Source organism: Methylobacter sp., from assembly GCF_030680395.1.
In the GTDB taxonomy this organism is placed as follows: domain Bacteria; phylum Pseudomonadota; class Gammaproteobacteria; order Methylococcales; family Methylomonadaceae; genus Methylobacter_A.
This window is the reverse complement of sequence record NZ_JAUXVR010000041.1, coordinates 28,074-54,980: the sequence shown is the minus strand read 5'-3', so window position 1 is coordinate 54,980 and position 26,907 is coordinate 28,074. Positions and strand designations below refer to the sequence as shown.

The following is a 26,907-nucleotide window of genomic DNA, read 5'->3' as shown; positions in this document are numbered from 1 at the left end:
GATAGTATGTTATTTTAGATCCGGGCTTTATTTGTTTATCAGCAGGTGAATTGGCTTGTTGGGTTTCTAAACTGTAGTAAAAAATTTGAAGTAGCAATATTTTAGTTTTTAACTTTTAGTAACTGACTTGGAACAATGATCATGAGCGAACAGACCACTATCGAATTAGTCGATGGCCGGCGATTTCCAGTTGGGGCAGAGCGCGCGCATGATAAAAGCGTGCATTTTCGGGTCTGGGCGCCTGAGAAAAAGATAGTGAAACTGGTGATGAATTCTCAGGGTGAAGATGTTGATCCCCTTCATCCGCCCATCGAAGTTGAACTGCAAAGCGAAGGAAACGGTTATTTTTCGGTAATTTTGCCGGATGTCTGCGTAGGGACATCATATCGCTACCTGCTCGATGATGACCCGCAACCGTATCCGGATCCTGCCTCGCGTTTTCAACCTCAGGGTCCACACGGACCCTCGCAAGTAATCGATGCTTTAACGTTTGACTGGACGGATGCTGCCTGGACGGGAATTGAAGCCCAAGGTCAGGTCATTTATGAGATGCATATCGGCACGTTTACTCATGAAGGCAACTGGGTCGCAGCCGCCAAAGAACTGCCTGAACTGGCTGCGCTGGGTATCACTGTGCTGGAGATCATGCCGGTAGCCGATTTTCCGGGGCGGTTCGGCTGGGGTTATGACGGCGTCAATTTGTTTGCGCCGACGCGACTTTACGGAACGCCGGACGAATTCCGGTATTTTGTTAACCAGGCTCATGCGGTGGGTCTTGGCGTTATTCTGGATGTGGTGTTCAATCATTTGGGGCCGGACGGCAATTATCTGGGGAAATTCTCAAGCACTTACTTTTCTACCCGCTATCAGTGCGATTGGGGCGACCCTCTGAATTTTGATGGGCCCGACTCAAGCGCAGTGCGCGCTTATGTGCTTGCCAATGCCGCGTATTGGATTAAAGAGTTTCACCTTGACGGCTTGCGTATTGATGCCACCCAGCAGATTTTCGACAGCTCCCCTGAACATATTATTGCCGCCATCGTGCAGGCTGTGCGCAGTGCAGGAGCACCGCGCCTTACCTTTATTATCGGCGAGAATGAGCCGCAAGACGCAAAATTGTTTTTGCCTCCCGAACACGAAGGCTTCGGCATAGACGCACTATGGAACGACGATTTTCACCATACCGCAATGGTAGCGATAACAGGGCGCGCAGATGCTTACTATAGCGATTACCGGGGTGTCGCTCAGGAGTTTGTCTCCACCTTGAAGCGAGGTTTTTTGTATCAGGGCCAATGGTACTCATGGCAAAACAATACGCGCGGAACCCCGGTGTTGGACATGCCCCCAGCCAAATTCGTCAACTTCATACAAAATCACGATCAATTAGCCAATTCCGGCAGCGGCAAGCGTGTCCACTTATTGACCAGCCCTAATCGCTATCGGGCTTTAACTGCCCTGTTCTTATTGGCTCCGCAGACGCCTATGTTGTTTCAAGGCCAGGAGTTTGCCGCCACCAGTCCGTTCTTTTATTTTGCCGACCATAAAGATGAAATTGCCTATTTGGTGGCGCGGGGACGCTCTGAGTTTCTGGCCCAATTCCGTTCCCTGGCAACACCCGAAATGCAGGCCCGACTGCCGGATCCCGGCGACCCGATGACGTTTACGCATTCAAAACTCAACTTGAACGACCGTCATCTGCATAAAGAAGAATATGCCTTGCATTGCGATTTGTTAAGCCTGCGCCGTAATGATCCGGTGTTTCAGGCCAGCCGACAGAGCGGCGGTATTGATGGTGCAGTGTTAAGTCCGGATGCACTGGTGATACGTTTTTTCGGAGGAAATCCGGGTGATGACCGTCTTTTATTGGTTAACCTGAGCCGGGACATTCATCTTGTTCCGGCTCCGGAACCGCTATTGGCTCCACCTAAGAACTGCGTTTGGGATGCGGTGTGGGCCAGCGAAGATCCGCGTTATGGCGGTATGGGCATGCCGCCCTGGCCCACGAAAGGCAATTGGTATCTGCAAGGCGAATCTGCTGTTGTGCTAAATCCCGTTAACCAGCCAAAGGGAGCCGTTAATCATGAATAGTGATCTTGTTATCCGAACCCATTGGACCGGAGATCCTGCCGAACAGGAATCGTTATTAAAACACGAATGGCTGGTAACGAATGGTCTTGGCAGCTATGCGTCCGGGACGATCTCGGGTGTACCCACTCGTCGTTTCCACAGTTTTTTAACCGTTGCGCATCCTGATCCGCTGGGGCGCTACGTGATGCTTAATCAACTCAGTGAGTTGGTTCGGTTTTCTGATGGAAGCGTCCAGAAAATAGGCGGTTTCGAATGGGCAGGCGGAGCCTTGGATTTGCACGGCATGTCCAGTTTGCGCGAATTTCGCCTGGACTCCGGGTTGCCGGTGTGGCGCTATGAACTGGCAGGCCATGTGCTTGAAAAAAGAATACTGATGCCCTATATGAGTAATACGGTTCATATAAGCTATCGCCTGGTTTCAGGAATAGGACCGGTGCGGCTTAAGATTCGCGTAGCCGTACATTTTCGCCGCCATAGCGATCCTTTGGACGAAGGCCTGCCCGCGGATTCATACGACCTTAAAGCCTCCGCCGGACGTTTGGAAATTCATGGGCTTTCAATTCCGCCGTTGCGTCTTTACATGGATGGCGAGAGTTCGGCGTTCACGATTGAAACCAAACGCTTTACCGACATTCTTTACCGTATAGAAAAACAAAGAGGCTATGGCGCTCAGGGTGATCTGTGGAGTCCGGGTTATTTCCGCGTTGACCTTGCGGCGGGTAAGGATGTGACCCTTATAGCGTCTGCTGAAAGTTGGGAAAGCATTCTGGCGCTGTCTCCCGCAGAGGCACTTCAGGCTGAACTGGAACGGCGTCAACGGTTACTGGCAGCAGCACATCCGGCATTGCATAAAGGCCTGGCTAGGCATTTGGTGTTGGCAGCCGATCAGTTTATTATCGCGCCGACCGAGCGGGTTGGCGAAACTACGCGAATCCGCGCAACCGGGGGCGATGTGCGAACCGTCATTGCCGGTTACCACTGGTTCACCGATTGGGGACGGGACACCATGATCAGCCTGGAAGGCCTGGCGCTAATTACCGGTCGGCATGTCGAAGCGGGACATATTTTGCGTACTTTTGCCTATCATCTGCGTGATGGCCTCATTCCCAACATGTTTCCGGAAGGCGAAAGCGAGGGTGTGTACTATACCGCCGACGCCACGCTCTGGTTTTTTCATGCGCTGGATCGCTATATCGAGATTACCGGAGACAGGGACATATTCAATGATTTGCTGCCCAAGCTGTTGGACATCATTGATCATCACCTTCAGGGCACTCGTTTCGGCATTCACTGCGATCCCGGCGACGGTCTGCTTATTCAGGGTGATCCGCGTTTTGCGTTGACCTGGATGGATGCCAAACTGGATGATTGGGTGGTGACGCCGCGTCGAGGCAAAGCGGTTGAAATCAATGCGTTGTGGTACAACGCACTGCGCGTTATGGAAAAGTGGATGATAAAGGAAAACCAGAGCTCACGCGTGAGCGAGATTGCAGAGCTTGCCGATGCCGCCCGGCTTAGCTTTAATCAACGGTTTTGGAATGCCCGGACAGGCTACCTGTATGATTTGGTTGACGGCGAAAACGGCAAAGACGACCCGGCGTGTCGGCCCAATCAATTGCTTGCGCTATCGCTACCCCATCCGGTACTGGATAAAGAGCATTGGCAATCGGTATTTCAGAACATCAAGGAGCGGCTGTTGACTCCCGTGGGCCTGCGCACACTGTCTCCGGACCATCCCGACTATAAAGCCGATTACCACGGCGATCTTCGTACCCGCGATGCCGCTTACCATCAAGGCACGGTTTGGCCCTGGCTGATAGGACCCTACCTGGATGCCTGGCTGCGCGTTTATCCCGAACAACGCGAAGAGGCACACGATTTTCTTAATCGATTATTGGAAAGACACCTGCATGAAGCCTGTATCGGCTCCGTCAGCGAAATTTTTGATGCCGAAGGCTTATTCACCCCGCGAGGTTGTATCGCTCAGGCATGGAGCGTAGCAGAGATACTTCGTGTCTGGGTGAAGGTAGCTGAAAACCGAAAGAGTGATTAAGTAACAGGATACAGCGGCATCTTCGCTCAGAATACACGCCGACCGTATGGCTGCTGTCCGGCTTCAACTCAGTCCATACCCGTTCCGTACGCCGAAAATTACTTGTCCAATAGTCGGCTATTTTCATTTTTCCAGTTGCGCTAACAACAGTAGAAAACCATCTGCCCGTTCGGTTCTTGTTGTGTTAATCGGCGTCGATCCGGCAAATTGTCATTTTACAAACTTTGGATAAAACCAAACGAACGCTGATTTATGTGGGTCAACGTACAGACGTTGCAGCCGGGTAATCGTATTATTTTCGTCAATCGGATGAATTGCGGTCCGTTATCGCCGTTTCGGATAGGGTGATTATCGGAACTTGTTGTCGCAATACAAGCACTGATTATTGATGTGCAAAATAAACAAGACAAGATTTTCGTTAAGGAAAAAAGGGCTAACATGGATACAGCCGTATTGGACAAAAGGATAAGCAAGCATAAGGATGATCTTGCTGCGGAGATGGACATGGACACGGTGGAAAGGGTCGAATAGCTTTTCCAATTTATATCTAAATCCCGGATTTTAAATTAACTGGAGGAAGCGATGAATATACGTACATTCACTTTATCTATAGGTATTATTTATTTTATTGTTGGCATACTGGGTTTTTTGCCCGCCTTAATGACAGCTCCACCTCAAGATGCTCCGGTCATGTCTACTCCCTACGGCTTGCTGTTCGGCATGTTTCCGGTAAATACGCTGCACAATATCGTGCATCTGGGTATTGGCGTGTGGGGTATGTTGGCTTATAGAGATATTGACGACGCCCGTACTTACACCCGCAGTATCGCCGTTCTCTATGGCGCACTTGCCGTGTTTGGGCTTATTCCCGGATTAAGTACACTCTTTGGACTGGTCCCGCTTTTCAGCCATGACGTCTGGTTACATTTACTGACATCATTAGCAGCGGCTTATTTCGGTTTCGTGTCGCCTGCAGCATTGGAAATGAGGCACCCAGGACAGCCGGATAAATCGGGCCGAATCTCCTGATGCCCCGCAGTTGGGCCAACTAACTTGATTTGAAGCGGTTTCAGGACACTCTTTTTATTTTATCAAGGAGCGTAGTGAAAAATATCAATATCTCATATGTCCGTTAATTGCTTCATGCTCAAGTTAGTTGGCATGACTGCCGGTTTATGCTGACTTTTATGTCAGGAATGAATATTGGCCGGATTTTGGCCCGCAGCATTTTGAGCACGCACTCGGCTGGTTTAAAAACCAGGATCAGATACTCGGAGGTTAAAACTGTAGCGGTAACAGGACTTGCTTTAACAATTCGCCCTCATCGGAGCCAACTAACCGCAGACCTTTCCAACGCTTTCTTGGGGCTTCTGTTCTCTCGTCTGCAATGTTATAGTCTGGGAAAATTCATACGATATTTGACCATGATCGGATTTGTTCTTTGCAGCTTTTTGTTGGCGGTTCTGGTACAGAACCAAAACGAATTTCTACCGTTCCTAACCACTCCTGTGGCTCTGGGTGTCGGCCTGACAGTCATGGCTATCAGCCTGCTGGCGGGCTATTTGAGAAAAGTTCCCACCGTCATTTGGCACGATGGCTTTGCGTCAAGTTGCCTGTTGATCTGGTATGCCTACTGGGTGCCGCAGTTTAACGACGATGCGCCGATGTTTTTTTTCTTCCCGCTGTATTACGCGTTGTTAACTTCGATCGTGACGTTAACCTTGATCAACAAGAGTCCATATTTCGATCAGGAATCTATCGAGCACCTGCGTTATCTGGAAAAAAACAGCCATTTTAATATCAGTACGATTGTGGTGTTTGTGCTGGTTAGCCTGCTGATTACCCGTCATTACGCGCTTTACCCGATAGCGATGACTTTTTTCATAGTCCGTCATGCGATGACCGCCTGCCTGGAAACTATCGACAGCTGATACGCCTGTCTTTTTGGATCTGAAAGCAGGGCGGGGCGAACCCTGAGGTATCCCACGAATTTCCCAAGCTCGTCGTTCCGGCAGGGATGCCGGAATCCAGTGCCATGGATGGTAACTTTGGTGACTTTCCAGGTGCTTAATAAAAGCGAGTGGTATTTTAAAGTTTCACATCCTTGTGGCTGGATACTGGCATCCCTGCCAGCATGACGACTTTTCGGCTATGTTGTATATATTGAATGCGCAAAATATCAAAAACCTGTTGTTTTATAAACTTATTTTATGGGGATACCTCAGGGGCGAACCCGTTTGCAGTCGTCCCGCCTTTACCTACCTTACTGTTGAATTTATTTTGTACTGCTTAGCCAGTTTACGCGGGCCATTGCCGCTGTTTCGCCTGAGCAGTGCAGTCGCTGGAGTTTATGGATGGTGGAACGCAATGGCCTTTGCCGTGAACTAATAAAGTAGTGTCACTATGAAATATGCACTTGCCTTGGTTTATCGGTATAGGTTATAAATAGTATCGAATCAATACTTAATTTAATGGAGATCAGTCATGATATTTACTAGCAAAACATCCTTACTTGCATCAGCCATTGGCTTGACATTCGCCTGCGGCATAGTTGTGGCCGAAACTGCCGGCTACTTATCGCTCAAGGAAGTGGAAGTGGAATGGGAGGGAAAAGCCGATAAAAAAATGCTGGAAGTGGAAATCAAAACCAATCAGGACATACCGGTTGACGGAAAGTCCGGCGCTTTTGGCTATGGGGTATTGACTGACGGCGGCAATAACGTGCTGGTCTTGACGACGCACCTGCCTATCGATGACAGCTCCCATGAAGCCACCCCTTCCGGATTTCATACCCATGTTCTGGACTTGAAAACGCCGACTGAAGCCTGCCCGGGGGCCAATTTTGAAGTGGACCTGGAAAATTCCGGCAAGAATACCGCTTTCGACGCCAACTACAAGTGGAAAATCGACGATACCAAAATTTCCGTCGAAAAAGTCCCTGTCTCCGACCTGGGCGATGCGGGCGTGGAATCGGTTGTATCATTCACGCTGAAACCGATACTGGACCCCAACAAGAAAGTGACCAATCTTTGTATATCGGTGGTAGACAAGGCTTAAACTCGTATCTGTGGCAGCGCAACACTGATCAGGTGTTGCGCTGTATAGACGAAAGTACAGCAGGGTGCGCATCGGATACCATTTTGCAATCACCACATCAAGCAATAAAGGTACGCGATGCGTACCCTACTATTAAAGTCAAATATCTGTTGATGCAATCGTTCGTAATAAAAATTTATAACTTAACAATGCATCCCATCAAAAACTCCGGTATCCGTTGCTCCAGCCAATACTCCGGTCTAAAAGGGATTAATCCTGAGATGAAGCCGACATGACCGCCGTGTTGGGTCAACTCCAAATGTACACAGGACGATATTTCGTTCAGTTCGGGTAGCACTTCTTTGGTCATAAACGGATCGTCAACCGCCTGAATCAATAGCGTCGGCACCGAGATCGATTTGAGATACTGTCTGGAACTGGAACGCCGGTAATAGTCGTGTACATCGTTAAAGCCATGCAATTTGGCTACGACCCGATCGTCATATTGCCAGAACGAATCGATGGCCGATAAGTCGCCCAATTCCTTGATTTTTTCTGCTTCTTGAGACGGGCCTATATTTTCCAGATGCCGTAATTTAACGTGCATATAGACTTTTAACTCTTTCAGCAGGTTGCCGCGATAGCACTTGGCAAAGCCGTTATCCAGTTTTGTCGCGCAAATGTCCAACAGCAACGGCACCGAAACCGCGACAGCGGCAAACAAATCTAATTGATCGCCTTGTTCGCCCAACCACTTTAAAACCACATTGCCGCCTAATGAAAAACCGACGACGCCTAAAGGCGTTTCGGGTTCGCGTTGGCGCAAGGTTTGATAGAGAAAATGAATGTCTTCTGTTTCGCCTGAATGATAACTGCGCGCCCTGTTATTGGATTGGCCGCTACAGCCGCGGAAATTAAGCGCCGCACTGCGAAAGCCTTGTTTGAGCAAGACGCTTTGCAAGCCTTTGATATAATCCGATTGCGAGCTGCCGGTTAAGCCATGTATCAGGATAATCAACGGCTGGTTGCCGGTTCCGCAATAATCGACATCGATAAAATCATGGTCGGGAGTGGTTAATCGTTCGCGGCGATAATCAGGCGGATTGGGCGCATGTCTGAATAAGGCCGGATAAATAGTCTGCAAGTGGCTGTTTCTTAACCACCAAGCGGCTTTAAATGTTGTTTTGGTCTGCATGGGCGATAGATTTTTGTAACAATAATGGCTGATTGTAATACCATTCGAGAGCAATTAATCAATGTCCGAGGTTACCGCTATGAAAAAAATGGTTATTTACAATCACGGAAAAGACAGCATTCCTTGGGGCGAAAAGACCATTCAATTTGCCGAGGTTGCCAAGCGTTACGGTTATTTGTTTGAAAGTCCGGATTACCGGGAACATCCGGACCCTGATAAGCGGGTCGAACAATTACTGGCGATAGATTTATCCGACTACGATGAAGTCGTATTAATCGGTTCCAGCATGGGCGCTTATGTTGCAACCGTGGCCTCGGAATCGATTAAGCCCAAGGGGCTTTTCCTGCTGGCGCCTGCGTTTTATTTGCCCGGCTACCGGCAAACGGAGTTTAAGCCAACGGCTGAGGATATTCGGGTATTCCATGGCTGGAATGATGATATTGTTGCGCCGGAAAATGCCTGGCGGTTTTGCCAAAAGTATCGCGTCCGTTTGAATGTATACGATACCGATCACCGGATGCTGAGCGTAATGCCTCAGTTGGCTGATGAATTCAGCCGGTTTTTGGCTGGGTTTGGCGGGTGATTATCCTCAAAACTCCAGTTGAAAAGTGTGAAAGCCGTTCGCCCTGAGCTTGTCGAAGGGCGAACGGAATTTTGGAATGCTCAACTTCTTTTAGGGATTATCGAATTGATTTAAAAGTTGAGTTTTAGAGCTGATGGCCTCATATCGTCAATAACCAAACTCAACAACAAGGCCATCCCATGACTACATTGCACATCGTTTGTCCCCATTGCCATGCGGTAAATCGTATAGCCTCCGAGCGCTTGAGCCAACATCCCCGTTGCGGTCAATGTAAAGAAGCTTTGTTTACCGGGCATCCTTTGGAATTAACCGGCCGAAATTTTCAACAGCATATTGCCCGTAATGACATTCCTGTGGTTGTCGATTTCTGGGCGTCCTGGTGTGGGCCGTGCAAGATGATGGCTCCAGCTTATGCCCAAGCGGCGGCTACACTTGAACCCAAGGTACGCTTAGCCAAACTTAATACCGAGCAGGAACAGGATATTGCCGCGCAATTTAATATTCGCAGCATTCCTACGCTGGTCATATTCAAATCCGGCCGGGAAACCGCCCGTATGTCAGGCGCGATGAGCGCTGCGGATATTGTGCGCTGGGTCAATAGTAATATTTAAACCGGATATACAAGAGTGCGAGGCTGTGACAGTATTCATTTTTAGATCAAATTAAAGAATAACCACGAAGACACGAACGACTGTATGGACAGATATTTGCTCCTGCAATATCTGCATTCACCACATCCATGTGGATTACGCAGGAGGTAGAGCACCAACAGTAGGCGCTTTAGGCGATGCAGGGCAGAAAAATGCTCCTGCATTTTCTGCATTCATTACATCCATGTAACTTAGCAATTGCCGAGAGCACGAAGAATAAAACTTAGTGCTCTTCGTGTCTTCGTGGTGAAAAATATTTTCATAGCCTCGCTCCTTCATCTAATACCGTAAAGTTAGACGAGAATAATGCTGTTGCCTGACCTACAAAACTCCAGATGAAGATAGGGCTTCAGCGCCTTCGATCTCCTTGAGGAATTGGGCGACCCAGCGTTCTACGCGCGGCAGGCAGCTATTCAGCGAGGCCTGCTTTTCGGGGATAGCGAAGAAATCGGGTTCATGAAGATAGGGATTTGCGATTCTGCCGACATCGATGGCATCGTGGCTGAGATCGACAATTCGCCCGCCGATGATGTTGTATTGATGTTCATAATGGCCGCAGATCGCCCCGCCGAAAACCTGATTCATGAACAGGCTTCCATATTTGCATGAGCCGGAAAGATCGGATGGGGGCAGTACGCGCCGCTCGGCAGCTTGCTCGCACCATTTACGAAACACAAAGATCTTGGCTTGCGCGAAACGTTCATAGGAATAGGCAAGTTGCGCCTCCCGGTCTAAAGTCCAATCTGTCATGTTAAGGGCCTAAGCGAATTACATAGCGGCCCTCTATGATGGATTGGAGGGATAGGGGAGCGGGTAGGACGGTTTTTTGTCCGCCCTACTTGAGTTCAGTGCGTCTTAACAAACCTCATCATGCGTAAACCTGACCCGTTCTTCAGCCGAACGTCCCAAGGCTTTGGCAAACCAGGGCGGCGGCGCATCGAATACTTTTTGAAACTCCTTTAACTGATCGACCGCTTCGGTGACATCGGGAATCTTGATCGGGTAAATATCGGCGCGTATCACCTTAGCCGCAGCCGGGCCGCCGATAGATTGCACGAACATGACATGGCAATCTTTAATCAAGTTGGCTCGAAACAGGTTTCTGTCATCGCTGCTGTCGGCTTCGATAGTGGAGCGTATATCAACCAGCCGGTAATCATGTCGTGACAACTGATAAACCAGAAAACGGATGCAGGAGCCGAAATGCCCGTTAATTAACGCGCCGCTGTTTGAACCGATGGCGACGCGGATGGAATCGGGCATGTCGCCGTCTTTATAAGACATTATTTCCGGCAGGTCTTCATCTTCGGCTTCGTCGCCCCACAGGTAACGCACCGCCAGTTTGATGTTGGCAAGACCGATGCCGATATCCTCGCCGTCCTCTTCGCCGTCCAGACTGCCTAAACCGGTTTTAAGATTGGTGACGGTGATGGATTTTAATTTCTCGTCATCCAGCGGCGAGCCGACGCGCTCGTGTAATATTTCCAGTAGCCTGGGTACGTCTATACCGGGCAGGATGCGCGATGCCAAGGCAATGCGTAAGGCCAGTTCACGGGGCAATGCTTCCATTTTAATCTCCTGATTTAACAAGCTTGGATAATAATTTGAGTGTTTTTCGGGTGGAGGCTAAATCCAACGCGGTGAAATCGTCGTGCGTTTTAAGGCCCGGATCAGCGCCGGCCGCCAGTAGTTGTTCAACAACCTTTTCCCTGCCGCTGGATGCCGCAAAAACCAAGGCGGTAGCGCCGGAGGCGGCGTTTTGGTAATTAATGTCGATGCCTGCATGAATCAGGGCATCGATACAGTCGCCGTTTTCAGCATAACAAGCTGCCCACAATGCGTTATTGCCGTATTGATCCTTTACATCCAGCACTGCATTCTGTTCGATCAAAAAGCGAACCACATCGCTACGACCTTGCTGACTTGCCAAAATCAAAGGGTAAATGTCGGCACTGTTCTTTAAAACCGGTTGGGCTACGGAGAAATAGTTATTTTGCAACCAATCCCGTATTTCAGGCTTCATTAACGGCTTCCTGACGCTTATCTTTCCAGCCGGAATAACCGCCTTCCAGGCTGTAAACATCCTTAAAGCCGAAATCGCTGAAAAATTCGGCCAAATGCTCGCTGGCATGGCCGTAATAGCAATAAATAAACAGGCTGCGCTGCTTATCGCCGCGTTTAACCAAGGACTCTTTTAAGCCTTCATGAACATGCAGAGCGTCTTCCAGATGTCCGGCCCTGTAATCTTTCATGTCTCTACAGTCCAGAATCATAGGCTTGGATTCTTTAATCAGTTGTTCGGAATCGGCAATGGAGATTGTTTTGTATTTCATGGTAGTGTTAATGACTTAAGAAAGTCATTCCTCCAGGGGATGCGAAGGTTGTAGTAAAACTAACAATAAAATAGATTTTGTTGCTATTCAATGTCGTTAGCGGCTCTGTTTGCTGGCGTTAAGGGCTATATAGATATTCTATAAATTACTCTAGCAAATTAGTTGCCATAATCTTGAACAGCGTGAAATTTCTGAGGGTGATGAGATATTTCAGGCAAAAAAAAGCGCCCTAGTCGAGAAAATAGGACGCTGAAGGTACAACGCTCAGGAAAGGCCATGCAAACGAAACTAACTATGTAAATTATTATGCAGTAATAGTGCCAATATTTAATTATTTTATATTTCAATGGGTTACTATTTACAGCCTCGATTTAAATAATAAGCAATGTAATATTTGCACCAAACGCAGCTATTTATGTTGTTTAACTGCCCTGATTTAGTGCGCTTTCTGCGGATTTTTCCAGATCCATGCCCCGGAATATTGAACAACGTTTGAATACATCCAAAGTCGGCGTTGCTTTTTTGTGCTGACAAAACTTTGCGACCAGTTTGGAAAGCCCTTTAATGTCGCGTCCTGTCGCTTCCGGGAAACTGTCGACTAATTGATTAATTAAAGCAGCATCAACGTCCAGCTCGAATTGATCGATCATGACCTGCCAGATTTGGCGGCGCGCATCGCTGTCCGGCGGATAATACTTAATCAGCGCGATACAACGGGAAACAATGGCTTCGTCAATGTCATCGACACGATTGGTGGTCAAAAACAGCAAGCCGTTGAAATATTCAAGCAGCCTGAGAAATACCCCGACGACCGCATTCATCGCGATGTTATTGTCGCGCCGCTTGATGTAAACATCGGCCTCGTCGATCAGCATCACCGCGCCCCAGCGCTGAGCGCGGGTTAACACGTCTTTCAAGGCTTTTTCCATCTCGCCGACATTGAGTCCCAATTGCCCGGAATGCACCCGGTACAGCGGGCGCTTGATAATTTCGGAATAAACTTCGGCAGTTAAAGTTTTACCCACTCCGGCAGGCCCGGCGCACAGCACCGTGGTGCCGCCCGACTTGCCTTCGATAATGTCATCCATCAGGACATCCATTTCGGCGGTAAGGATGTCGATCAGGTCGATCTGTTCTTCGCGCAGAATCAGTTTTTGTTTTAATTCCGGTTGATAGCGATAAGGCTTGATGTCATTCACATGCACCCATAAATGATGATGCAGCTCCAGATGAAACATCAGCAGGTAGCAATGTACCGGTAGTTCGGTAAATAAACCTTTGGGAATTTCTTTTTCCGACGCTTCAACTTCATTTTCGATCTTCAGGTCGTAGCGGTTGCTTTTGGCGGCTTTGCGTAAATACTTGGCAAGAATGTCGCCTTTGGCATCTACCGATAAGGCGCGTTCGCTGAGGATGCTTTCATCATTCACCAGACGCGCAGTTCCGCCTTCGGTAGACAAAACCACAACATCCTTGCGCGCCCAATCGGTGCTGCGGTGCGAAGCGGTCGGGTCTTCCGCATAAAATCCAGTGCCTTTGCCTAAAAACTGTGTGCCGGACTGGCCGCACCATTCGAAATAACGTCCGGCGGCATCGTCGTAAGTGGCGATAAGCTCGGGCGTTTCTTTAAGAAAGCCTTTGGCGACGAAAATTTCTGTAATCGTTTTGTCGGCAATGTCCCTGGCACGGATGGTAACGGTTGAGGTCGCCACTTTGCCTTTGGCGTTGGCTTTGAGTTCAAGCGTGACCCGTCCGGTTTCCTCTTCGCCCGAAGGCGTAAAGTCCAGCCGGGTGACCACATAGGCCATCGGTTTTCCGGCAACGTTGGTCTGGAATAACCAACCGCGTATCGCGTCATTGATAAGATAACGGGCAATTGCGGGTAGCAGCAGTTCCAGGTCGTGTTCTTCAAACTTGACGGTATCGTCGTTGATCGCTTTTTGCAGCGTTGAAAGCAACGCGACATGGCCTTGCATTTCAGTCCCGGCATTTTTGTAAAGCGTCTGTAAAAAACTTAGCTCGGTGTTGGACAGTTGCTTGAATGACACCTCGGCTTTATTGCCGAAACGCAATTGATCATTCAATGCCGCCAGCCCCGGAAACTCACTCACCATGGCTTCGACATACTTGCGCTCAATCTGAAGTTTCATAGGATCTCTCTATCAATGCGTTGAATAATGAAGCGGGTAGCTATACAACACTGACAGGCATTTAAACCCGGCAGTGTTGTCAGCATCAGTGAAAAGCGGAAAATTATCTTTTAAGCAGGGGGTTCAGAAGGGCAGTAATCACAATCTTAAATTGCGCCTACCGCCGCGTCTTTAATTACTTCGATAGTGTTGTCTTCGGCTTCGGCAAATGAAACGAGCGGCGTTTTCGGGTTATACGATTTGGCGGCTGCATAAGCGATGGCGACCTTATCTTCAGCGGATTGACCTTTCAGCTCGCTTTTCTCAATATACAGTTCTTCGAGCAATTCATTCCATACCAGGCCTTGTTTGAAAGGCATTAATTTATAGGTAAGGCCTTCCAGTTCAACCTGCAAGCCTTTACCGATATTTTCCACGTAGATTAAAGCGATGCAGTCTTCGGCAAGATCGGCTTTATATTTTTCGACAAGAACGGGCAGTAAATCGAGCGTAGGCAACAGGCCGTTGATAAATTTGATCTTGTCGTTTTCAACGATAAAGGCTGAATGAATCAACAGAGCCTCGGGCGGTCTGCGGTCGGTTGTTGAGCCTTCGCGCAGAGATCCTTCTTTTAAAACCAGGTCGCCGCGATAAGCATAAACACCCGCAGTGCCGGTTTGACCGTTGACCAAAGTGACAGTTAATAAGCCTTTATCTTGATAGGTTTCTAGTAGCATTGTTTTTTCTCCGGATGGGTAAGGTGTAAATTTTAGTATTAACCTTGATAAAGCAGGGTTTATGCCATGTTGGAGTGTTGCTTTGTTTTTCTTTTAAAACAGATGGATGGGCGTTTTTTAGCCGTTTGATCGGGGTGGTTATTGATATTTAATTCAACAACGCAAATTGATTTTGTAAGAAATTGTCGGGAACCTTACATTTAGCGGGATGATTAAATGTGCGGAGTTGCGCTGGTTCCCAAACTCCAGATTGGGAACCCGGAAGGCGCAGCTCTGGCTTCGCGAGACGGGAAGCTGGAGCTTCCCACCCCGAATTCCCAAGCCGGAGCTTGGGAACTAGCGCCCACTAAAATCGTTACCTCGTTCCCGCGCGCTGCGCTCGTCTTTATACACAAGTGTGTTTCTGAGTCGTCATACCGGCATGGATGCCGGTATCCAGCACCATGGACGGTACTTGGCGGCTCTACAGATACTTGAGTAATACGACGTTTCACCTCCTTGTGCCTGGGTTCCGGCATCCCTGCCGGAACGACGGTGTCTCGTAGAAACTTGTGTATAACGACGAGCGCGCTGCGCCGCGAAGCCGTGGTGAAAATTTTTTCAGCTTGCGTTAATTTGATTTGGAAGCGCGTTGCTATGGACATCCCACAGCCGCTTATAACTGCTATCCATACGCGAAAGCTTGGTTGTTATCCGATTGAGCCGGTTAAATTCAGGAAACCGTCCTTTGTTGCCGGTACTGTACCATCGCTCCATCGCCAGGGTTAGTAGCTGCCTGTCTGTATAGTCCTGAGCTATCTGGCCCTTCAGCCACATCATGCTGTTACCGGGCGTTAAATCGACAATCCGGTAACGTACCGCGTCGTCAAAAATGCGTACGCCGCCGCCTTCCGCCGCAGTTTGATACAGTTTTACCGGATCGACAACTTCAACGCCTGCCAGATAATCGATAGCGAATTCGTGCAGTTCGGGCAACCACGGCACGGTCGGGCCCATCAATACGGTAGTGGCGTGCTGAGCAAGCTCGGCCAGACGCGGGAAGGTTTTATTGGTAATGGAACTGGCCGTTAAAAATACCCAGTCGGCATCGGGCAATAAAAATTCGCAGGCGGGATCGGGATAATCGCCCGGCATGGGCTGCCGTTCGATGATGCTGAGATTGACCTGGTCGGCATAGCGTTCAATGCCCGGATAACGGCCGATAACAACGACTTTTTTGCCTTGCAGCCGGGGTAGGAAATGATCGAAAACAGCCAGATTGGCGCTGTCGGGCGCAGGCAGCAGGGTTATGCCTGACGGCAGTTCATAACGGTTTAAGCTGCAATTAATAGCCGCCATGGCAACCGTCGCCTTGTAAGGCTCCCAGTCGGTAATCCATCCGGCCAATTCCGACAATGTTTTACCGGCCAAGGTACCCGGCCACGATAAGGTACGGGTCGGGATGCCGGGACTCATCGCCATGCCGATATGCCGAGCTTCACAAACCGTCCAAACCAGGCCGATGTTTAATTGAGAGACTTGCGTATCGCTACCGGCATAATCCAGCAGCAGCTCATAAATTCGCGCCGGATTTTCCATAGCGGTTATTCGGGCATTTCCAGCAACTTGGGTTCGGATTTAATCTGTTCGGCTTTGCCCCAGGCAGTGACACCTTCAACAAAGCGTCGGGTCTTGGTCGGATGCGGCTTGACAACATCGTACTCTGCGTAAAAGGTGCCGTCGCTATTAAACTGGAGCCTGCCGATGCGCTGTTTTTTAGGCTCATCGTACCAATAGCAGGCTAGGTTATCCGCTCCGGCATAAGGGTCTTTGATGAGTACAAAATCGGCGTCATCGTAGCGTGGATAGTGTCGAATGTCCGCTTCAGTAAAGCCCAGTTCGTTGATTTCTTCAGTCAGCCGCTGGCAGACGCATTCAGCCAGCGGACGGTTTAGTGCGATGTGTTCGGATAAATTCATGACTCGGTAATCCCCGCGGCTAAATCCATAATGACTGACGCGCCCGAAAGGTCTTTGGGGTCCAGTTGTTGCAGGTGCGACAAAACAAGCTGCGCGTCAGTGGTGAAACCTTGCCTGAGCTTGATAAATGCTAAGGCTTTCAGTGTATACAAATAAAACAAGGTGCTGTCATTGGCATACAAGTTCCATTTTGGCCGGCTTTGAACCAGTCTACGATAATCATTGGGAAAGCCGCCTTGTTTTGCCGACTCCTCCAGACCTGCCAAAACAATCCGTTCCGCATCAACGAGACGTTTTTGGAAGAAATAAAACTTATACAGCGCAAAATAGGTTTGCAAACAATGGCTATCCAGCGATTGCGCCTGTAAAAACAGATTTTCTGCGCGGCTTTGATCAACCGAGCTTGCGGCCACAGCCGCTTGCAGAAGACTATTAACTTCGGCGGGCATATTCGGGCTGAACATCACCCGTTCTTCTACAAACGCAACTGAACTCATTACCAGATCTCGGCAGGAACCATCAAATTGGCAACCGGCTCGCCGCCGAGCAGATGTTGCTCGATGATGGTTTTTACGTCATCTTTTTTCAGCTTGCCGTACATAATCCCTTCAGGATAAACCAGAACGCTGGGACCCATCATGCAAGGGCCCATGCAGCCGGTGTTGGTCAGGGCGATTTTTTCGAACAGGTTGCGGGCTTGAATTTCATTCATGAATTCATTCATGATTTCGGCGCAACCGCTGCTGGCGCAGGAACCTCTAGGGTGTCCTTGCGGACGGTTTTGGGTGCATACGAATACGTGTTTTTCAGGTCTGGGCATGGTTTTGTTCCTTAATTGTAAATCGTAGAAATGCTCACCACGAAGCCAAAAGTAGGCGCCTCTAGGCGACACGAAGGACACGAAGAAAATAAAATTTCGTATCTACTGTCGTTCCCACGTGCTACATGGGAATGCAGGTAAGGCGCGCTGCACGGTGAGTCACCAGCGTCTGGGACGGAGCGCGTCCTGCACGGCGTCCCCACGCGGCGCGTGGGGACGAGAAAAATCTTCGTGTTCTTCGTGTCTTCGTGGTGAATAATTATTCTATTTCGTGTCTTTCTTGTTACGCCGCTTGTTTATGTTCGTGGGTAAAACAGCTTTTCGGGCATACTTTGGAGCACGCTTCGCAGCCGATACAATCGAGTTTGTTTTTTAAACTCATGACCATGCTGTTATCATCGTCGTCTTCAAAATCGCCGTAATCATCATCAAAGTCATCCGGATCAAGCGCTTCGGATTTTTCTATTAAATCGAAAACATCGCGCGGGCAGACTTTAAAGCAGCGGCCGCAACCGATGCAGGTCTTTTGATTGATGTCGGTGACGTAAGCGGGCGTCCACTCCGTGCCGCCAAAGGTAACGCCGGTTACAAAATCAGACATGGCTATTCTCCTGCTCAGGCCGCATCGCTTTGAGCGGCAGTCAATTTTTGGTTGGCTTCATCCCAGGCTTTACAGGCATCGTAAGTCGCTTGGGCGATACCCAGCAGATCACCGTATCCTTCGGGTAAGCTGTCTTCAATGAGGTCATGCAATACCATCGCTTGCTCATTAGCCAAGCGTTTGTTTTTTTTGACTTCTTTTTCCAGTTTTTTCAATTCTTCAGACATGCGCGCCTCCTTAATCAGTTGCAGCCGCATTGTATTTTTCGATTAAGCCCAGCGCTTTTTCGATGGTTTGATCGCTTTTTTCGCGCAGGTCTTCCAGGCTTGAGAAGCCGAAACGATGGGTATCGCGCAAGATTTTATCGACCACAATCAGCTTGCCGACCATGATTAACGCGCGACCGAAGCCTTCGTGGCTGATATGAACCATCGGTGCAGCCATCAGGCCGGTTTTTTTCTCAATCAGCGTCGCCAGTGAGTTGTAATAGGCTTTTAAGCGGGCAATGGTGATTTCATCGGGATCGCCGATGACCGGGATGTTCTTTTTGCGTTCTTTGGTCAGCACGATAGGGTCGATGATTTTTGCTTCCGACCAACCTTCATAGGTATCGTAAGTATCAATCGCGCGTAATTGTTTGATCATGTCTTTGACAATATCGGAACCTAGATTGGTGTCGTCTTCTTGTACGACTAATGCAGCAATGGCCATGTTTTTTCTCCGTTAAGTGGTAATTTTGGTAGTTCTGGTTCCCAAGCTCCAGCTTGGGAACCCGGTGCAGGAAGCTCTAGCTTCCCGTCTCACGAAGCCGGAGCTTCGTAGACTGCGTTCCCAAGCTGGAGCTTGGGAACGAGCGGATATATTATTCATCCCAACCCTCATCTTCCATCTTGTTAAAACGCTGAGGATCGGGCGACTTATGCTGATTAATCGCCTTTGCCAGCCAACTGGACGGCCCGGCTTTCATCTCATTTTGCAAGTCAACGATCAGGTCTTTAATCTTGCCGCCTTCATGCACCTTGACCGGCTGTATGTTTTTGGCGATCAGCTGGTTGATGGCCGAACCGCCAATGGCCTGGCAATATACCGCCGCACAACCGTCCAGTAATTCGATCTTGACCGACAGCTTATCTTCATTGCCGTCCTGGCTGAGCTCGCCAAACTGGGCGGCTTCCAGCAATTGCGCGTCGTCCATGTCCACCGCATAAATCGCGAAAGACTTGGCCGAGCCGAAATGTTGGTTTACCGTCTCCATGTCGGTCGTGGCAAACGCTATCTTTAATGCGGTTTCCATAAGTTTCCTCTCATCAGTGCTTTGCACTATGTGCATGCGTCTTGTTAATGACATGACAGCGGGTAGTCTGTTATTTCGCTAGCGGGTTTTTGGCTGTAAATGGAGCGGTAGACCGGAATCTCTTCATGCGAATAATTGATGACCAGATTGGCCAGATCGAACAGCGTTTGCCGGGAGCCGCGATAGCCGATCCAGGTTTTCTGGTAGCCGCCGATAATGTCGTATAACGGAAATCCGGCTCTCAAAATGGGCGTACCCAGCCGTTCTGCGGTATCGACCGCATGGGAGTTGCCGATCACCAGTTGCACCTTGTTGGCCTTGCCGATGATTTCCATATCCTCAAGGTCGCCGATTTTGATGCTGTCGACAGGGATTCGCGCCAGCAACGGCACGTTGCAGGAGGTGACGGCGGCAACGACTTCCGCGCCCATTTCCTGAACCTGATCGACAAACGCATTCAGTAAATCCGCATCGGCGGCAATGGCGATACGCAATTGGCCGAGCATGAAATGCGTATCCAGCATCGCATCCTGTAACTGCGCACGCTGCCGCTCAATGCGCTCAGGTACGTCATGGCCGCTGATTTCGGCTAATGCTGACATTAGCGCATCATTGGCTTTTAAGCCGTAAAGATGATCGAGAGCATAAGTCGGCACACCGGTTTTTTGTTTCAGCAATTCCGCCGCTTTGGTCAGCGACGGGCCGATAACCACCGTCGCCAGCGCATCGCCGAGCGTCGCCATTTCAGATACCAAGGTGCCGCCGATAGTGACAGGGCTGAAATCCTCATCGGTCAAACAGCCATCCAGCGAATCGGAGATGTCGGGTACGAAAACCGGCCTGAGTTGGAATTGCTCGAAAATATCCCGAAGCGCTTCCAGGTCGCCTGGAGTCAGCATGTAATTGACCAATACATTGACCTGACGCTTGCGTTTGCCGGGGTAGGTTCCCGCTTCCTTGGCATCCGGTACCAATGCGCGAATAATTTCGGTGAGAGTCAGTGCAAAGCCCGTTTCGACACTGCCGGTAAAATCGGGGGTATTGACTGCGACGACGGCGACATCGGCAAATTCCGGGTTAGCTTCCCTGAATTCCCTGACATTTCGATGCACATCGGCGCCTTGCGTTTCAGCCAGGCCGGTAGTCAAAATGGTAATCAGGGCAGGGCGGGATTTTTCGGCAATGGTAAGAATGCCTTCTCGTACATTTTCGTCCGCACCCATCACCGAACTGCCCTGATCCATCGCCGTGCTTTGCAACGGAATGGGTTCCCGGAAGTGGCGCACAAAAAACACCTTGGCGAATGCGGTGCAGCCTTGCGAGCCGTGCAACATCGGCATAGCGCGGTTAAAACCCAGCGTAGCCAGGGAACCGCCTATCGGCTGGCTGGCTTTCAGAGGATTGACCGATAGCGCTTTGTTTCTTTTCAGGATGTCAGCCATTGTTCACCTTCCTGTTTTTCCACGGTGCGGGCGCTCTAACCGCCTCCCATACCGGGCTTTCAATCGTCAATGCCAGTTGGCGCACCAGCTCCAGCATGCCCTGATAACCTTCATAACCGAATTCGCGTTCCTGGTTAATATCCAAAAACGGAACCTTGGCTTTTAATGCGGTATACATGTTGCGGCCGCCGGCAATCAGGATGTCGGCCTTGTAGTCATGGACGATTTTCAGTAACGCCTTGGGGCTGCCGTCGTCGATCATTACCGTATCTTCGCCCATCAGTTCGCGGATTCTGGCTTTGTCTTCTTCGGTGGATTTTTTGGTGCCGGTCGCAACGACCACCATGCCCAAATCCTGCAACGCGGAAATCACCGACCAGCTTTTTACGCCGCCGGTAAACAGCAATACCCGCTTGCCTTTCAGGCGCACTTTCCACGGTTCCAATGCTTTTTGAATCCGGGTTTCTTCGCGTAATATCAGTGCTTCGGTGCGTTCGGTTAAGTCCGGATCGTTAAGTACTTTGGCAAAATCCCGTAACGATTGGCTGGTGTCGGTTATGCCGTAATAACTGCCTTCAAACCAAGGCGTGCCGTATTGTTGCTGTAACTTGCGGGCGACATTGACCATCGCTTTGGAGCAAACCATCATATTGACTTCGGCTTTGTGCATGGTTTGCACTTCGCGAAAGCGCGCATCGCCGGACAGCGTGCACAAGATGCGCAGACCCAGTTCATCGAACAGCGGCAACACATGCCAGAATTCACCGGCAATGTTGTATTCGCCGATCAGGTTAACGTCATGGATCTTGATTTCCGCGCGTTGAACGGTTAAAGGCAAGGGATCGGGATCGCGGGTACCGATCACATGATTAACCATCGCATCACCGGCAATGCGATTGCCCAGATTTTTGGTGCCGTAAAATCCGGCGCTATCGATCGGTACGACAGGAACGCCCCAGCGTTCCTGAGCTGATTTACAGATGGCGTTAATATCATCGCCGACCAAGGCCGGAACGCAGGTGTTGTAAATAAACACGGCGGGCGGATGATAGGTATCAATCGCCTGTTTGATGGCATGGAACAAGCGTTTTTCCGAGCGCCCCATCACAATGTCCTGCTCGGTCAGGTCGGTCGTCATGCCGATGCGGTATAAATCCGCCCCGGAAGAGCGTGTGCCCCGGTTGTCCCAGGAACTGCCCGCACAGGCAATCGGTCCGTGGACGATATGCGCGACATCGGCAATCGGCAGCAGCGCGATCTGCGCGCCGTCAAAAGCGCAGCCGCCCGCCGAAGCGCCGGGTTTGGGTTTGGCGCAACCGGACTTTTCCTTCTTGTTATGCTCACAGGCAGGTTCGTCCAGCAGCGCGGCAATGTCTTTAGTTGATTTCATCGGCTTAACCAATAGCTTTGTTTATCTAAGCTAAAGCAACCATTGTGCCATTTTGTATTGCATTGAAATTACTAGGGTTTATGGGATGTGGGTTTGTAGTAAAGCTGACAAAGTTGAGGCGTGGATATTACAAGCAGGCTCATTGGAGCAATGGCGTAGGCCTGAATAAGGCTATCTTTTATGTCCGTAAAGTTTTTAACAGCTTACATATATGACAATCATTATTAGCACACTCGTTATAACCGTAATTTGAAGTGCTTCGACATGCGCCGCGCGTCGAATGGGGCGCATTGTTGCGGGCGGCGCATCGAAATCTACGAATACCGGCCGACGATGTTCCACTGCAAAGTAATGATCGTGGACGAACTATGGACCTCGGTAGAGTCGACCCGCTTCGACAACCGCTGAGCAGTGTGCTTTAAGAAAGAATTAATGTGTTTGGTTTTATAATCAACAGGTTTCCACTGGAACTAATCTTCTGCAACAGCAACCGGTTTGTAGACGATTAGCGATAGGAGAATATGGCTCGGGCTTACCCAAGCTAAAAATCTGGAGTTTATAATCGGCACAATCAGGTTGCGGGAGTCAGAGTACCGCTGTGTACTAACGGTTTCTATTTGGATAATCGTTGACGCGCGTTTTAAATGCACCGGTAATTGGGAGCATATCTACCATGACTGAAAACACTACTACTGAGCCACTGTATATCCTGTTAATCAGCGTCCACGGCTTAATTAGAGGTCGCGATCTGGAATTGGGACGCGACGCCGATACTGGCGGCCAAACCAAATATGTCGTTGAGCTGGCTAAAGCGCTGGCAAAACAGCCGAATGTCGGGCGTGTGGATTTGGTAACGCGGAGGATCATCGACAGCGAAGTCGGCCCCGATTACGCCGAACTCATCGAACCGCTGTCGGAAAATGCACAAATAGTCCGCATTGAAGCGGGTCCCGACGCGTATATCCATAAAGAAGAGCTATGGGACCATCTGGATAGTTTTGCCGATAATTTGCTGACCTGGCTGCACCGTCAGCCGCGCTGGCCGGATATTCTGCACAGCCATTATGCCGACGCCGGCTATGTAGGCGTGCGCCTTGCGCATTGGACCGGTTTGCCGTTGATTCATACCGGCCATTCTCTGGGACGCGACAAATGTCGCAGGCTGCTCGCTATGGGCTTGCCGATGGAGGCTATCGAGCAGCGTTATCATATGTCACGCCGCATCGACGCCGAAGAGGATACGCTGACCAACGCCGATTTGGTGATTACCAGCACCCGCAATGAAATCGAAGAGCAATACGAACTCTATGATTTCTACACGCCGGACAAGATGACGGTCATTCCGCCGGGAACCGATCTCGACATGTTTCATCCGCCCGCTTCTGCCGGCGAAGATATCGCCTTTGCAAAAAACCTTAAAATGTCGCTGCATGAGCCGGATAAACCGATGATATTGGCGCTATCCCGGCCCGACGAACGCAAAAATATCGTTGGGCTTTTGGAAGCTTACGGGGAATCGCCACGTTTGCAGCAATTGGCTAATCTGGTGATCGTTGCCGGCAATCGTGACGATATCAGGGAATTGAGCGAGGGTTCGCAAGGGGTTTTGACGGAGTTGTTGCTGGTTGCCGATTATTACGATCTATACGGCCGGGTCGCCTTGCCGAAGCACCACACGGCTGACGACGTCGCCGATATTTATCGTCTTGCGGCGGCGTCCGGAGGTGTTTTCATCAATCCTGCCTTAACCGAGCCGTTCGGTTTGACTCTGCTGGAAGCGGCCGCCAGCGGTTTGCCGCTGGTCGCCACCGAAAACGGCGGTCCGGTGGATATCATTGGCAATTGCTGTAACGGCTTGTTGGTTGACCCCTTGGATAAGTCGGCGATTGCCGAGGCGTTGTTGACCATTATCGAAAATCCGAAAATTTGGCGGGAGTTTTCTGCAAACGGCTTACAAAACGTCGCCCGGTATTATTCCTGGGATGCCCACGCACAAGCCTATCTGCGAAAAATTCAGATGCTGTCGCAGCAAGGGGAGCGGCTCCCTAAAACTCCGCCGCTCGCTAAAACCGGCCGCTACCGGAAGCAAGCCATTTTCACCACTATCGATAATACCCTGTTGGGCGATGTCGAAGGCTTGGCGCAATTTGTAAAACTTATCCGCGAAAAACGTAAGGAACTTCTATTTGGCATCGCTACCGGACGGCGACTGGATTCGGCACTGGCGGTTTTAAAAAAGTACCGTATCCCGATGCCGGATATTTTAATTACCAGCCTCGGCACTGAAATCTATTATGCCCCGCAACTGATCGCCGATATCGCTTGGGCGTACCATATCGATCATTTGTGGACACCGCAGGTATTGCGACGCGTGATCGGCGGGTTGCCCGGTCTGACCCCGCAAGCTAAAAATGAACAGAGCCGGTTTAAACTGTCATATCATTACGACAGCAATACCGCGCCGCCGATGGTAGAAATCCTCAGTCTACTGCGGCAACAGGAATTGTCGGCCAATCCGACGCTCTCGTTCGGACAGTTTTTGGATTTTGTCCCGGCCAGAGCCTCCAAAGGACAGGCGTTACGCTATATTGCCCAGCAATGGCATATTCCGCTAGAGCGTATTCTGGCTACCGGCGGTTCCGGTGGCGATGAAGATATGTTGCGCGGTAACACGCTTGGCGTCGTAATTGCCAATCGCCATTGCGAGGAATTGTCTATTCTTGGCGATACCGAGTACGTCTATTTCGCCGAGGCCTCGCATGCCTGGGGCATATTGGAGGCTATCGAACATTACAACTTTTTCAATCGCTAATACAGTACACAGTCCATGATCAAGCGCATTCTGATTTGTACCGATCTCGACCGCACCCTGCTGCCGAACGGCAGACAACCCGAATCGCCCGGTGCGCGGGCGGCTTTTAGCCTACTGGTTTCGCGCCCGGAGGTGACCCTGGCTTATGTCAGCGGTCGGCACCGCGAGTTGGTTGAAGAGGCTATCCGGGAATACCGGCTGCCGCTGCCCGATTGGGTCGTCGGCGATGTCGGCACGACTATTTACCAGGTGCGTACCGGGGAATGGCGGCATTGGTCTGAATGGGAGCAGAACATCGCCGCCGATTGGCGGGGGTTGACGGCACATGATTTACGGCCCTTGTTTGCCGATTTATCGTCTTTGCGCCTACAGGAAGAAGCCAAGCAAAACCGCTATAAGCTCAGCTATTATCTGCCCTTGTTAACGGATGTCGACGCGCTGCAACAAGAAATGCTGCGGCGGCTTGAAGCCCTGCAGGTAGCGGCCGGCTTAATCTACAGTGTCGATGAAGCGACATCGACGGGCCTGTTGGATGTATTACCCGCCCACGCCACGAAACTTCATGCCGTGGAATTTTTAATGCAGCATCAGGGCTTCGATTATGCCAACACGGTTTTCGCCGGTGACAGCGGTAACGATTTGCCGGTGCTCGCCAGTGCGATTCAGTCCGTACTGGTTGCCAACGCCGACCTTGATGTTGTCGAGCAAGCCAGAACTCAAGCGCGACAACAGGGAACGATAGCGGCATTTTATGTGGCGCAAGGCAGTTTTTTAGGCATGAACGGCAATTACAGCGCCGGGATTCTTGAGGGCGTCGCTCATTATCACCCCGACACACAGGTTTGGATGGAACAAAACCATGAACAATAATCCCCTTTTTCATATTTTCGGCGAAGTGCTGTTCGATCATTTTCCCGATGGCAGCCGCGTGCTGGGCGGCGCGCCGTTTAACGTCGCCTGGCATTTACAGGCGTTCGGACAATCGCCCCGTTTCATCAGCCGGATCGGCAACGATCCGTCCGGATACGAAATTACTGCGTTAATGGATGACTGGGACATGAGCCGTGAAGCGGTGCAAACCGACAACGAACACCCTACCGGCAGCGTCCGGGTACTCATCCGGGACGGCGAACCGCATTATGAAATCGTCGCCGATTGCGCCTACGATTTTATCGACAGCAAATTGCTTGAGGAACAACAGACGCAGGGCATTTTGTATCACGGCTCATTGGCAATCAGGAACCCGGTTTCGCGCACGGCGCTGCAAGCCGCCAAAGCCCGACATCAAGGCAAAGTTTTTGTCGATGTCAATTTGCGGCCGCCCTGGTGGGATCTGGAAACGCTGCTGTCGTTACTTCATGATGCAGATTGGGTCAAGCTCAATGAAGCCGAACTGGCTGCGTTATGCCCCGAAGCATCCGAACTGGAAACAGCCATGCAGGCATTTTGCGTTAAGTTCGATTTGGAAACGCTGGTGGTAACACGCGGCGAACAAGGCGCTGTCGCTTACGACAGACAGCACTTTGTAACCGTGCAGCCACCGGAAAGCACCGCTGTGGTTGATACGGTGGGCGCGGGCGACGCTTTCGCCGCGCTGTTGCTAATGGGCTTAAGCCGGCAATGGCCTTTAAAAACGACCCTGGAACGGGCACAAACGTTTGCCTGCGCATTGGTCGGCAGACGCGGCGCAACCGTCGCCGATAGGGCGTTTTATCGTGCGTTCAGCGAACAATGGGGCGAGTGATTTAGAGATTTTCGTCCACGAAAGACACGAAAAGCACGAAAA

27 protein-coding genes are annotated in these 26,907 nt (G+C 50.2%); 10 read left to right on the top strand and 17 right to left on the bottom strand.

The window, feature by feature from the left end; translation table 11 throughout:
* Positions 1–141: 141 nt before the first annotated feature.
* The 5 genes from treZ (at position 142) to Q8L79_RS15995 (ending at position 7,198) form a co-directional block, all read left to right on the top strand.
* Complete coding sequence (treZ, locus tag Q8L79_RS16015; RefSeq protein ID WP_305273271.1) at positions 142–2,088, top strand: malto-oligosyltrehalose trehalohydrolase; 1,947 nt, start codon at positions 142–144, stop codon at positions 2,086–2,088.
* Positions 2,081–4,141 carry an amylo-alpha-1,6-glucosidase gene (locus Q8L79_RS16010; protein WP_305273268.1) on the top strand — a complete coding sequence of 687 codons (2,061 nt, stop codon included), beginning with the start codon at positions 2,081–2,083 and terminating at the stop codon, positions 4,139–4,141. The genes treZ and Q8L79_RS16010 overlap by 8 nt, the downstream gene beginning before the upstream one ends.
* Before the next feature lie 582 nt (positions 4,142–4,723).
* On the top strand, positions 4,724–5,170 hold the full coding sequence (locus tag Q8L79_RS16005; RefSeq protein WP_305273265.1) for a DUF4383 domain-containing protein: 447 nt from the start codon (positions 4,724–4,726) through the stop codon (positions 5,168–5,170).
* 395 nt (positions 5,171–5,565) lie between these two features.
* Positions 5,566–6,072, top strand: coding sequence for a hypothetical protein (locus tag Q8L79_RS16000; RefSeq protein ID WP_305273262.1), 507 nt, complete (start codon positions 5,566–5,568; stop codon positions 6,070–6,072).
* 553 nt (positions 6,073–6,625) lie between these two features.
* The gene (locus Q8L79_RS15995; RefSeq protein ID WP_305273258.1) at positions 6,626–7,198 is read left to right on the top strand and encodes a hypothetical protein; all 573 of its coding nucleotides are present in this window, start codon (positions 6,626–6,628) and stop codon (positions 7,196–7,198) included.
* A 175-nt stretch (positions 7,199–7,373) separates the two neighbouring features.
* On the opposite strand, the gene Q8L79_RS15990 is transcribed toward Q8L79_RS15995, so the two are convergent.
* Positions 7,374–8,372 (bottom strand): hydrolase, encoded by a 999-nt coding sequence (locus tag Q8L79_RS15990; RefSeq protein ID WP_305273255.1) that lies wholly within the window; start codon positions 8,370–8,372, stop codon positions 7,374–7,376.
* 79 nt (positions 8,373–8,451) lie between these two features.
* On the opposite strand from Q8L79_RS15990, the gene Q8L79_RS15985 reads away from it, so the two are divergent.
* Together Q8L79_RS15985 and trxC are read left to right on the top strand one after the other, a co-directional pair.
* The gene (locus Q8L79_RS15985; RefSeq protein ID WP_305273252.1) at positions 8,452–8,955 is read left to right on the top strand and encodes an alpha/beta hydrolase; all 504 of its coding nucleotides are present in this window, start codon (positions 8,452–8,454) and stop codon (positions 8,953–8,955) included.
* A 179-nt stretch (positions 8,956–9,134) separates the two neighbouring features.
* Positions 9,135–9,566 (top strand): thioredoxin TrxC, encoded by a 432-nt coding sequence (gene trxC, locus Q8L79_RS15980; protein WP_305273248.1) that lies wholly within the window; start codon positions 9,135–9,137, stop codon positions 9,564–9,566.
* Between the two features lie 360 nt (positions 9,567–9,926).
* Here the strand turns inward: trxC and Q8L79_RS15975 are convergent, their stop codons facing one another.
* The 16 genes from Q8L79_RS15975 to nifE form a co-directional block, all read right to left on the bottom strand.
* Positions 9,927–10,355, bottom strand: coding sequence for a transcriptional regulator (locus Q8L79_RS15975; RefSeq protein WP_305273246.1), 429 nt, complete (start codon positions 10,353–10,355; stop codon positions 9,927–9,929).
* A 105-nt stretch (positions 10,356–10,460) separates the two neighbouring features.
* Positions 10,461–11,174: a dinitrogenase iron-molybdenum cofactor biosynthesis protein gene (locus tag Q8L79_RS15970; protein WP_305273244.1), complete on the bottom strand. Its 714-nt coding sequence runs from the start codon at positions 11,172–11,174 to the stop codon at positions 10,461–10,463.
* 1 nt (position 11,175) lies between these two features.
* A complete protein-coding gene (locus Q8L79_RS15965) occupies positions 11,176–11,628 on the bottom strand; it encodes an ankyrin repeat domain-containing protein (protein WP_305273241.1) in 453 nt (150 codons plus the stop codon).
* Positions 11,618–11,938 carry a rhodanese-like domain-containing protein gene (locus Q8L79_RS15960; RefSeq protein ID WP_305273238.1) on the bottom strand — a complete coding sequence of 107 codons (321 nt, stop codon included), beginning with the start codon at positions 11,936–11,938 and terminating at the stop codon, positions 11,618–11,620. The genes Q8L79_RS15965 and Q8L79_RS15960 overlap by 11 nt, the downstream gene beginning before the upstream one ends.
* A gap of 422 nt (positions 11,939–12,360) precedes the next feature.
* The gene (locus Q8L79_RS15955) at positions 12,361–14,088 is read right to left on the bottom strand and encodes an ATP-binding protein (protein WP_305273234.1); all 1,728 of its coding nucleotides are present in this window, start codon (positions 14,086–14,088) and stop codon (positions 12,361–12,363) included.
* Between the two features lie 146 nt (positions 14,089–14,234).
* The gene (locus Q8L79_RS15950) at positions 14,235–14,804 is read right to left on the bottom strand and encodes a hypothetical protein (protein ID WP_305273232.1); all 570 of its coding nucleotides are present in this window, start codon (positions 14,802–14,804) and stop codon (positions 14,235–14,237) included.
* 600 nt (positions 14,805–15,404) lie between these two features.
* A complete protein-coding gene (locus Q8L79_RS15945; RefSeq protein WP_305273228.1) occupies positions 15,405–16,382 on the bottom strand; it encodes a DUF364 domain-containing protein in 978 nt (325 codons plus the stop codon).
* 5 nt (positions 16,383–16,387) lie between these two features.
* On the bottom strand, positions 16,388–16,762 hold the full coding sequence (locus Q8L79_RS15940; RefSeq protein ID WP_305273226.1) for a hypothetical protein: 375 nt from the start codon (positions 16,760–16,762) through the stop codon (positions 16,388–16,390).
* Positions 16,759–17,259: a hypothetical protein gene (locus Q8L79_RS15935; protein WP_305273224.1), complete on the bottom strand. Its 501-nt coding sequence runs from the start codon at positions 17,257–17,259 to the stop codon at positions 16,759–16,761. Before Q8L79_RS15935 ends, Q8L79_RS15940 begins: the two co-directional genes overlap by 4 nt.
* Positions 17,259–17,582, bottom strand: a complete 324-nt coding sequence (locus Q8L79_RS15930) for a ferredoxin (RefSeq protein WP_305273221.1) — start codon at positions 17,580–17,582, stop codon at positions 17,259–17,261. The genes Q8L79_RS15935 and Q8L79_RS15930 overlap by 1 nt, the downstream gene beginning before the upstream one ends.
* 283 nt (positions 17,583–17,865) lie before the next feature.
* Positions 17,866–18,183, bottom strand: a complete 318-nt coding sequence (gene fdxB, locus Q8L79_RS15925; RefSeq protein WP_104430112.1) for a ferredoxin III, nif-specific — start codon at positions 18,181–18,183, stop codon at positions 17,866–17,868.
* Between the two features lie 14 nt (positions 18,184–18,197).
* The gene (locus Q8L79_RS15920) at positions 18,198–18,410 is read right to left on the bottom strand and encodes a CCE_0567 family metalloprotein (RefSeq protein WP_305273218.1); all 213 of its coding nucleotides are present in this window, start codon (positions 18,408–18,410) and stop codon (positions 18,198–18,200) included.
* Between the two features lie 10 nt (positions 18,411–18,420).
* The gene (locus Q8L79_RS15915; protein WP_104430113.1) at positions 18,421–18,894 is read right to left on the bottom strand and encodes a NifX-associated nitrogen fixation protein; all 474 of its coding nucleotides are present in this window, start codon (positions 18,892–18,894) and stop codon (positions 18,421–18,423) included.
* 151 nt (positions 18,895–19,045) lie between these two features.
* The gene (nifX, locus tag Q8L79_RS15910) at positions 19,046–19,477 is read right to left on the bottom strand and encodes a nitrogen fixation protein NifX (RefSeq protein WP_305273214.1); all 432 of its coding nucleotides are present in this window, start codon (positions 19,475–19,477) and stop codon (positions 19,046–19,048) included.
* Between the two features lie 44 nt (positions 19,478–19,521).
* Positions 19,522–20,919: a nitrogenase iron-molybdenum cofactor biosynthesis protein NifN gene (gene nifN, locus Q8L79_RS15905; protein ID WP_305273211.1), complete on the bottom strand. Its 1,398-nt coding sequence runs from the start codon at positions 20,917–20,919 to the stop codon at positions 19,522–19,524.
* Complete coding sequence (nifE, locus tag Q8L79_RS15900) at positions 20,912–22,309, bottom strand: nitrogenase iron-molybdenum cofactor biosynthesis protein NifE (RefSeq protein WP_305273209.1); 1,398 nt, start codon at positions 22,307–22,309, stop codon at positions 20,912–20,914. Before nifE ends, nifN begins: the two co-directional genes overlap by 8 nt.
* Before the next feature lie 673 nt (positions 22,310–22,982).
* Between nifE and Q8L79_RS15895 the strand changes: the two genes are divergently transcribed.
* From Q8L79_RS15895 to Q8L79_RS15885, 3 genes are read left to right on the top strand one after another with little or no spacing between them, the layout of a single operon-like run.
* A complete protein-coding gene (locus tag Q8L79_RS15895) occupies positions 22,983–25,121 on the top strand; it encodes an HAD-IIB family hydrolase (RefSeq protein WP_305273206.1) in 2,139 nt (712 codons plus the stop codon).
* Positions 25,122–25,136: 15 nt separating this feature from the next.
* Positions 25,137–25,991, top strand: coding sequence for an HAD-IIB family hydrolase (locus Q8L79_RS15890; RefSeq protein WP_305273203.1), 855 nt, complete (start codon positions 25,137–25,139; stop codon positions 25,989–25,991).
* Entirely contained in the window at positions 25,981–26,865 is an 885-nt protein-coding gene (locus Q8L79_RS15885; RefSeq protein ID WP_305273201.1) for a carbohydrate kinase, read from the top strand. Before Q8L79_RS15890 ends, Q8L79_RS15885 begins: the two co-directional genes overlap by 11 nt.
* The last annotated feature ends 42 nt before the right edge of the window (positions 26,866–26,907 follow it).

Coding starts and splice junctions, on each gene's coding strand:
- Q8L79_RS15890 (WP_305273203.1), top strand. CDS start 25,137: ATGATCAAGCGCATTCTGATTTGTACCGATCTCGACCGCACCCTGCTG.
- nifE (WP_305273209.1), bottom strand. CDS start 22,309: ATGAAATCAACTAAAGACATTGCCGCGCTGCTGGACGAACCTGCCTGT.
- Q8L79_RS16010 (WP_305273268.1), top strand. CDS start 2,081: ATGAATAGTGATCTTGTTATCCGAACCCATTGGACCGGAGATCCTGCC.
- Q8L79_RS15950 (WP_305273232.1), bottom strand. CDS start 14,804: ATGCTACTAGAAACCTATCAAGATAAAGGCTTATTAACTGTCACTTTG.
- Q8L79_RS15935 (WP_305273224.1), bottom strand. CDS start 17,259: ATGAGTTCAGTTGCGTTTGTAGAAGAACGGGTGATGTTCAGCCCGAAT.
- Q8L79_RS15915 (WP_104430113.1), bottom strand. CDS start 18,894: ATGGCCATTGCTGCATTAGTCGTACAAGAAGACGACACCAATCTAGGT.
- Q8L79_RS15985 (WP_305273252.1), top strand. CDS start 8,452: ATGAAAAAAATGGTTATTTACAATCACGGAAAAGACAGCATTCCTTGG.
- Q8L79_RS15970 (WP_305273244.1), bottom strand. CDS start 11,174: ATGGAAGCATTGCCCCGTGAACTGGCCTTACGCATTGCCTTGGCATCG.
- nifN (WP_305273211.1), bottom strand. CDS start 20,919: ATGGCTGACATCCTGAAAAGAAACAAAGCGCTATCGGTCAATCCTCTG.
- Q8L79_RS15965 (WP_305273241.1), bottom strand. CDS start 11,628: ATGAAGCCTGAAATACGGGATTGGTTGCAAAATAACTATTTCTCCGTA.
- Q8L79_RS15930 (WP_305273221.1), bottom strand. CDS start 17,582: ATGCCCAGACCTGAAAAACACGTATTCGTATGCACCCAAAACCGTCCG.
- Q8L79_RS15945 (WP_305273228.1), bottom strand. CDS start 16,382: ATGGAAAATCCGGCGCGAATTTATGAGCTGCTGCTGGATTATGCCGGT.
- Q8L79_RS15955 (WP_305273234.1), bottom strand. CDS start 14,088: ATGAAACTTCAGATTGAGCGCAAGTATGTCGAAGCCATGGTGAGTGAG.
- Q8L79_RS15995 (WP_305273258.1), top strand. CDS start 6,626: ATGATATTTACTAGCAAAACATCCTTACTTGCATCAGCCATTGGCTTG.
- Q8L79_RS16000 (WP_305273262.1), top strand. CDS start 5,566: ATGATCGGATTTGTTCTTTGCAGCTTTTTGTTGGCGGTTCTGGTACAG.
- Q8L79_RS15885 (WP_305273201.1), top strand. CDS start 25,981: ATGAACAATAATCCCCTTTTTCATATTTTCGGCGAAGTGCTGTTCGAT.
- nifX (WP_305273214.1), bottom strand. CDS start 19,477: ATGGAAACCGCATTAAAGATAGCGTTTGCCACGACCGACATGGAGACG.
- Q8L79_RS16005 (WP_305273265.1), top strand. CDS start 4,724: ATGAATATACGTACATTCACTTTATCTATAGGTATTATTTATTTTATT.
- fdxB (WP_104430112.1), bottom strand. CDS start 18,183: ATGTCTGATTTTGTAACCGGCGTTACCTTTGGCGGCACGGAGTGGACG.
- treZ (WP_305273271.1), top strand. CDS start 142: ATGAGCGAACAGACCACTATCGAATTAGTCGATGGCCGGCGATTTCCA.
- Q8L79_RS15895 (WP_305273206.1), top strand. CDS start 22,983: ATGACTGAAAACACTACTACTGAGCCACTGTATATCCTGTTAATCAGC.
- Q8L79_RS15990 (WP_305273255.1), bottom strand. CDS start 8,372: ATGCAGACCAAAACAACATTTAAAGCCGCTTGGTGGTTAAGAAACAGC.
- Q8L79_RS15920 (WP_305273218.1), bottom strand. CDS start 18,410: ATGTCTGAAGAATTGAAAAAACTGGAAAAAGAAGTCAAAAAAAACAAA.
- Q8L79_RS15975 (WP_305273246.1), bottom strand. CDS start 10,355: ATGACAGATTGGACTTTAGACCGGGAGGCGCAACTTGCCTATTCCTAT.
- trxC (WP_305273248.1), top strand. CDS start 9,135: ATGACTACATTGCACATCGTTTGTCCCCATTGCCATGCGGTAAATCGT.
- Q8L79_RS15940 (WP_305273226.1), bottom strand. CDS start 16,762: ATGAATTTATCCGAACACATCGCACTAAACCGTCCGCTGGCTGAATGC.
- Q8L79_RS15960 (WP_305273238.1), bottom strand. CDS start 11,938: ATGAAATACAAAACAATCTCCATTGCCGATTCCGAACAACTGATTAAA.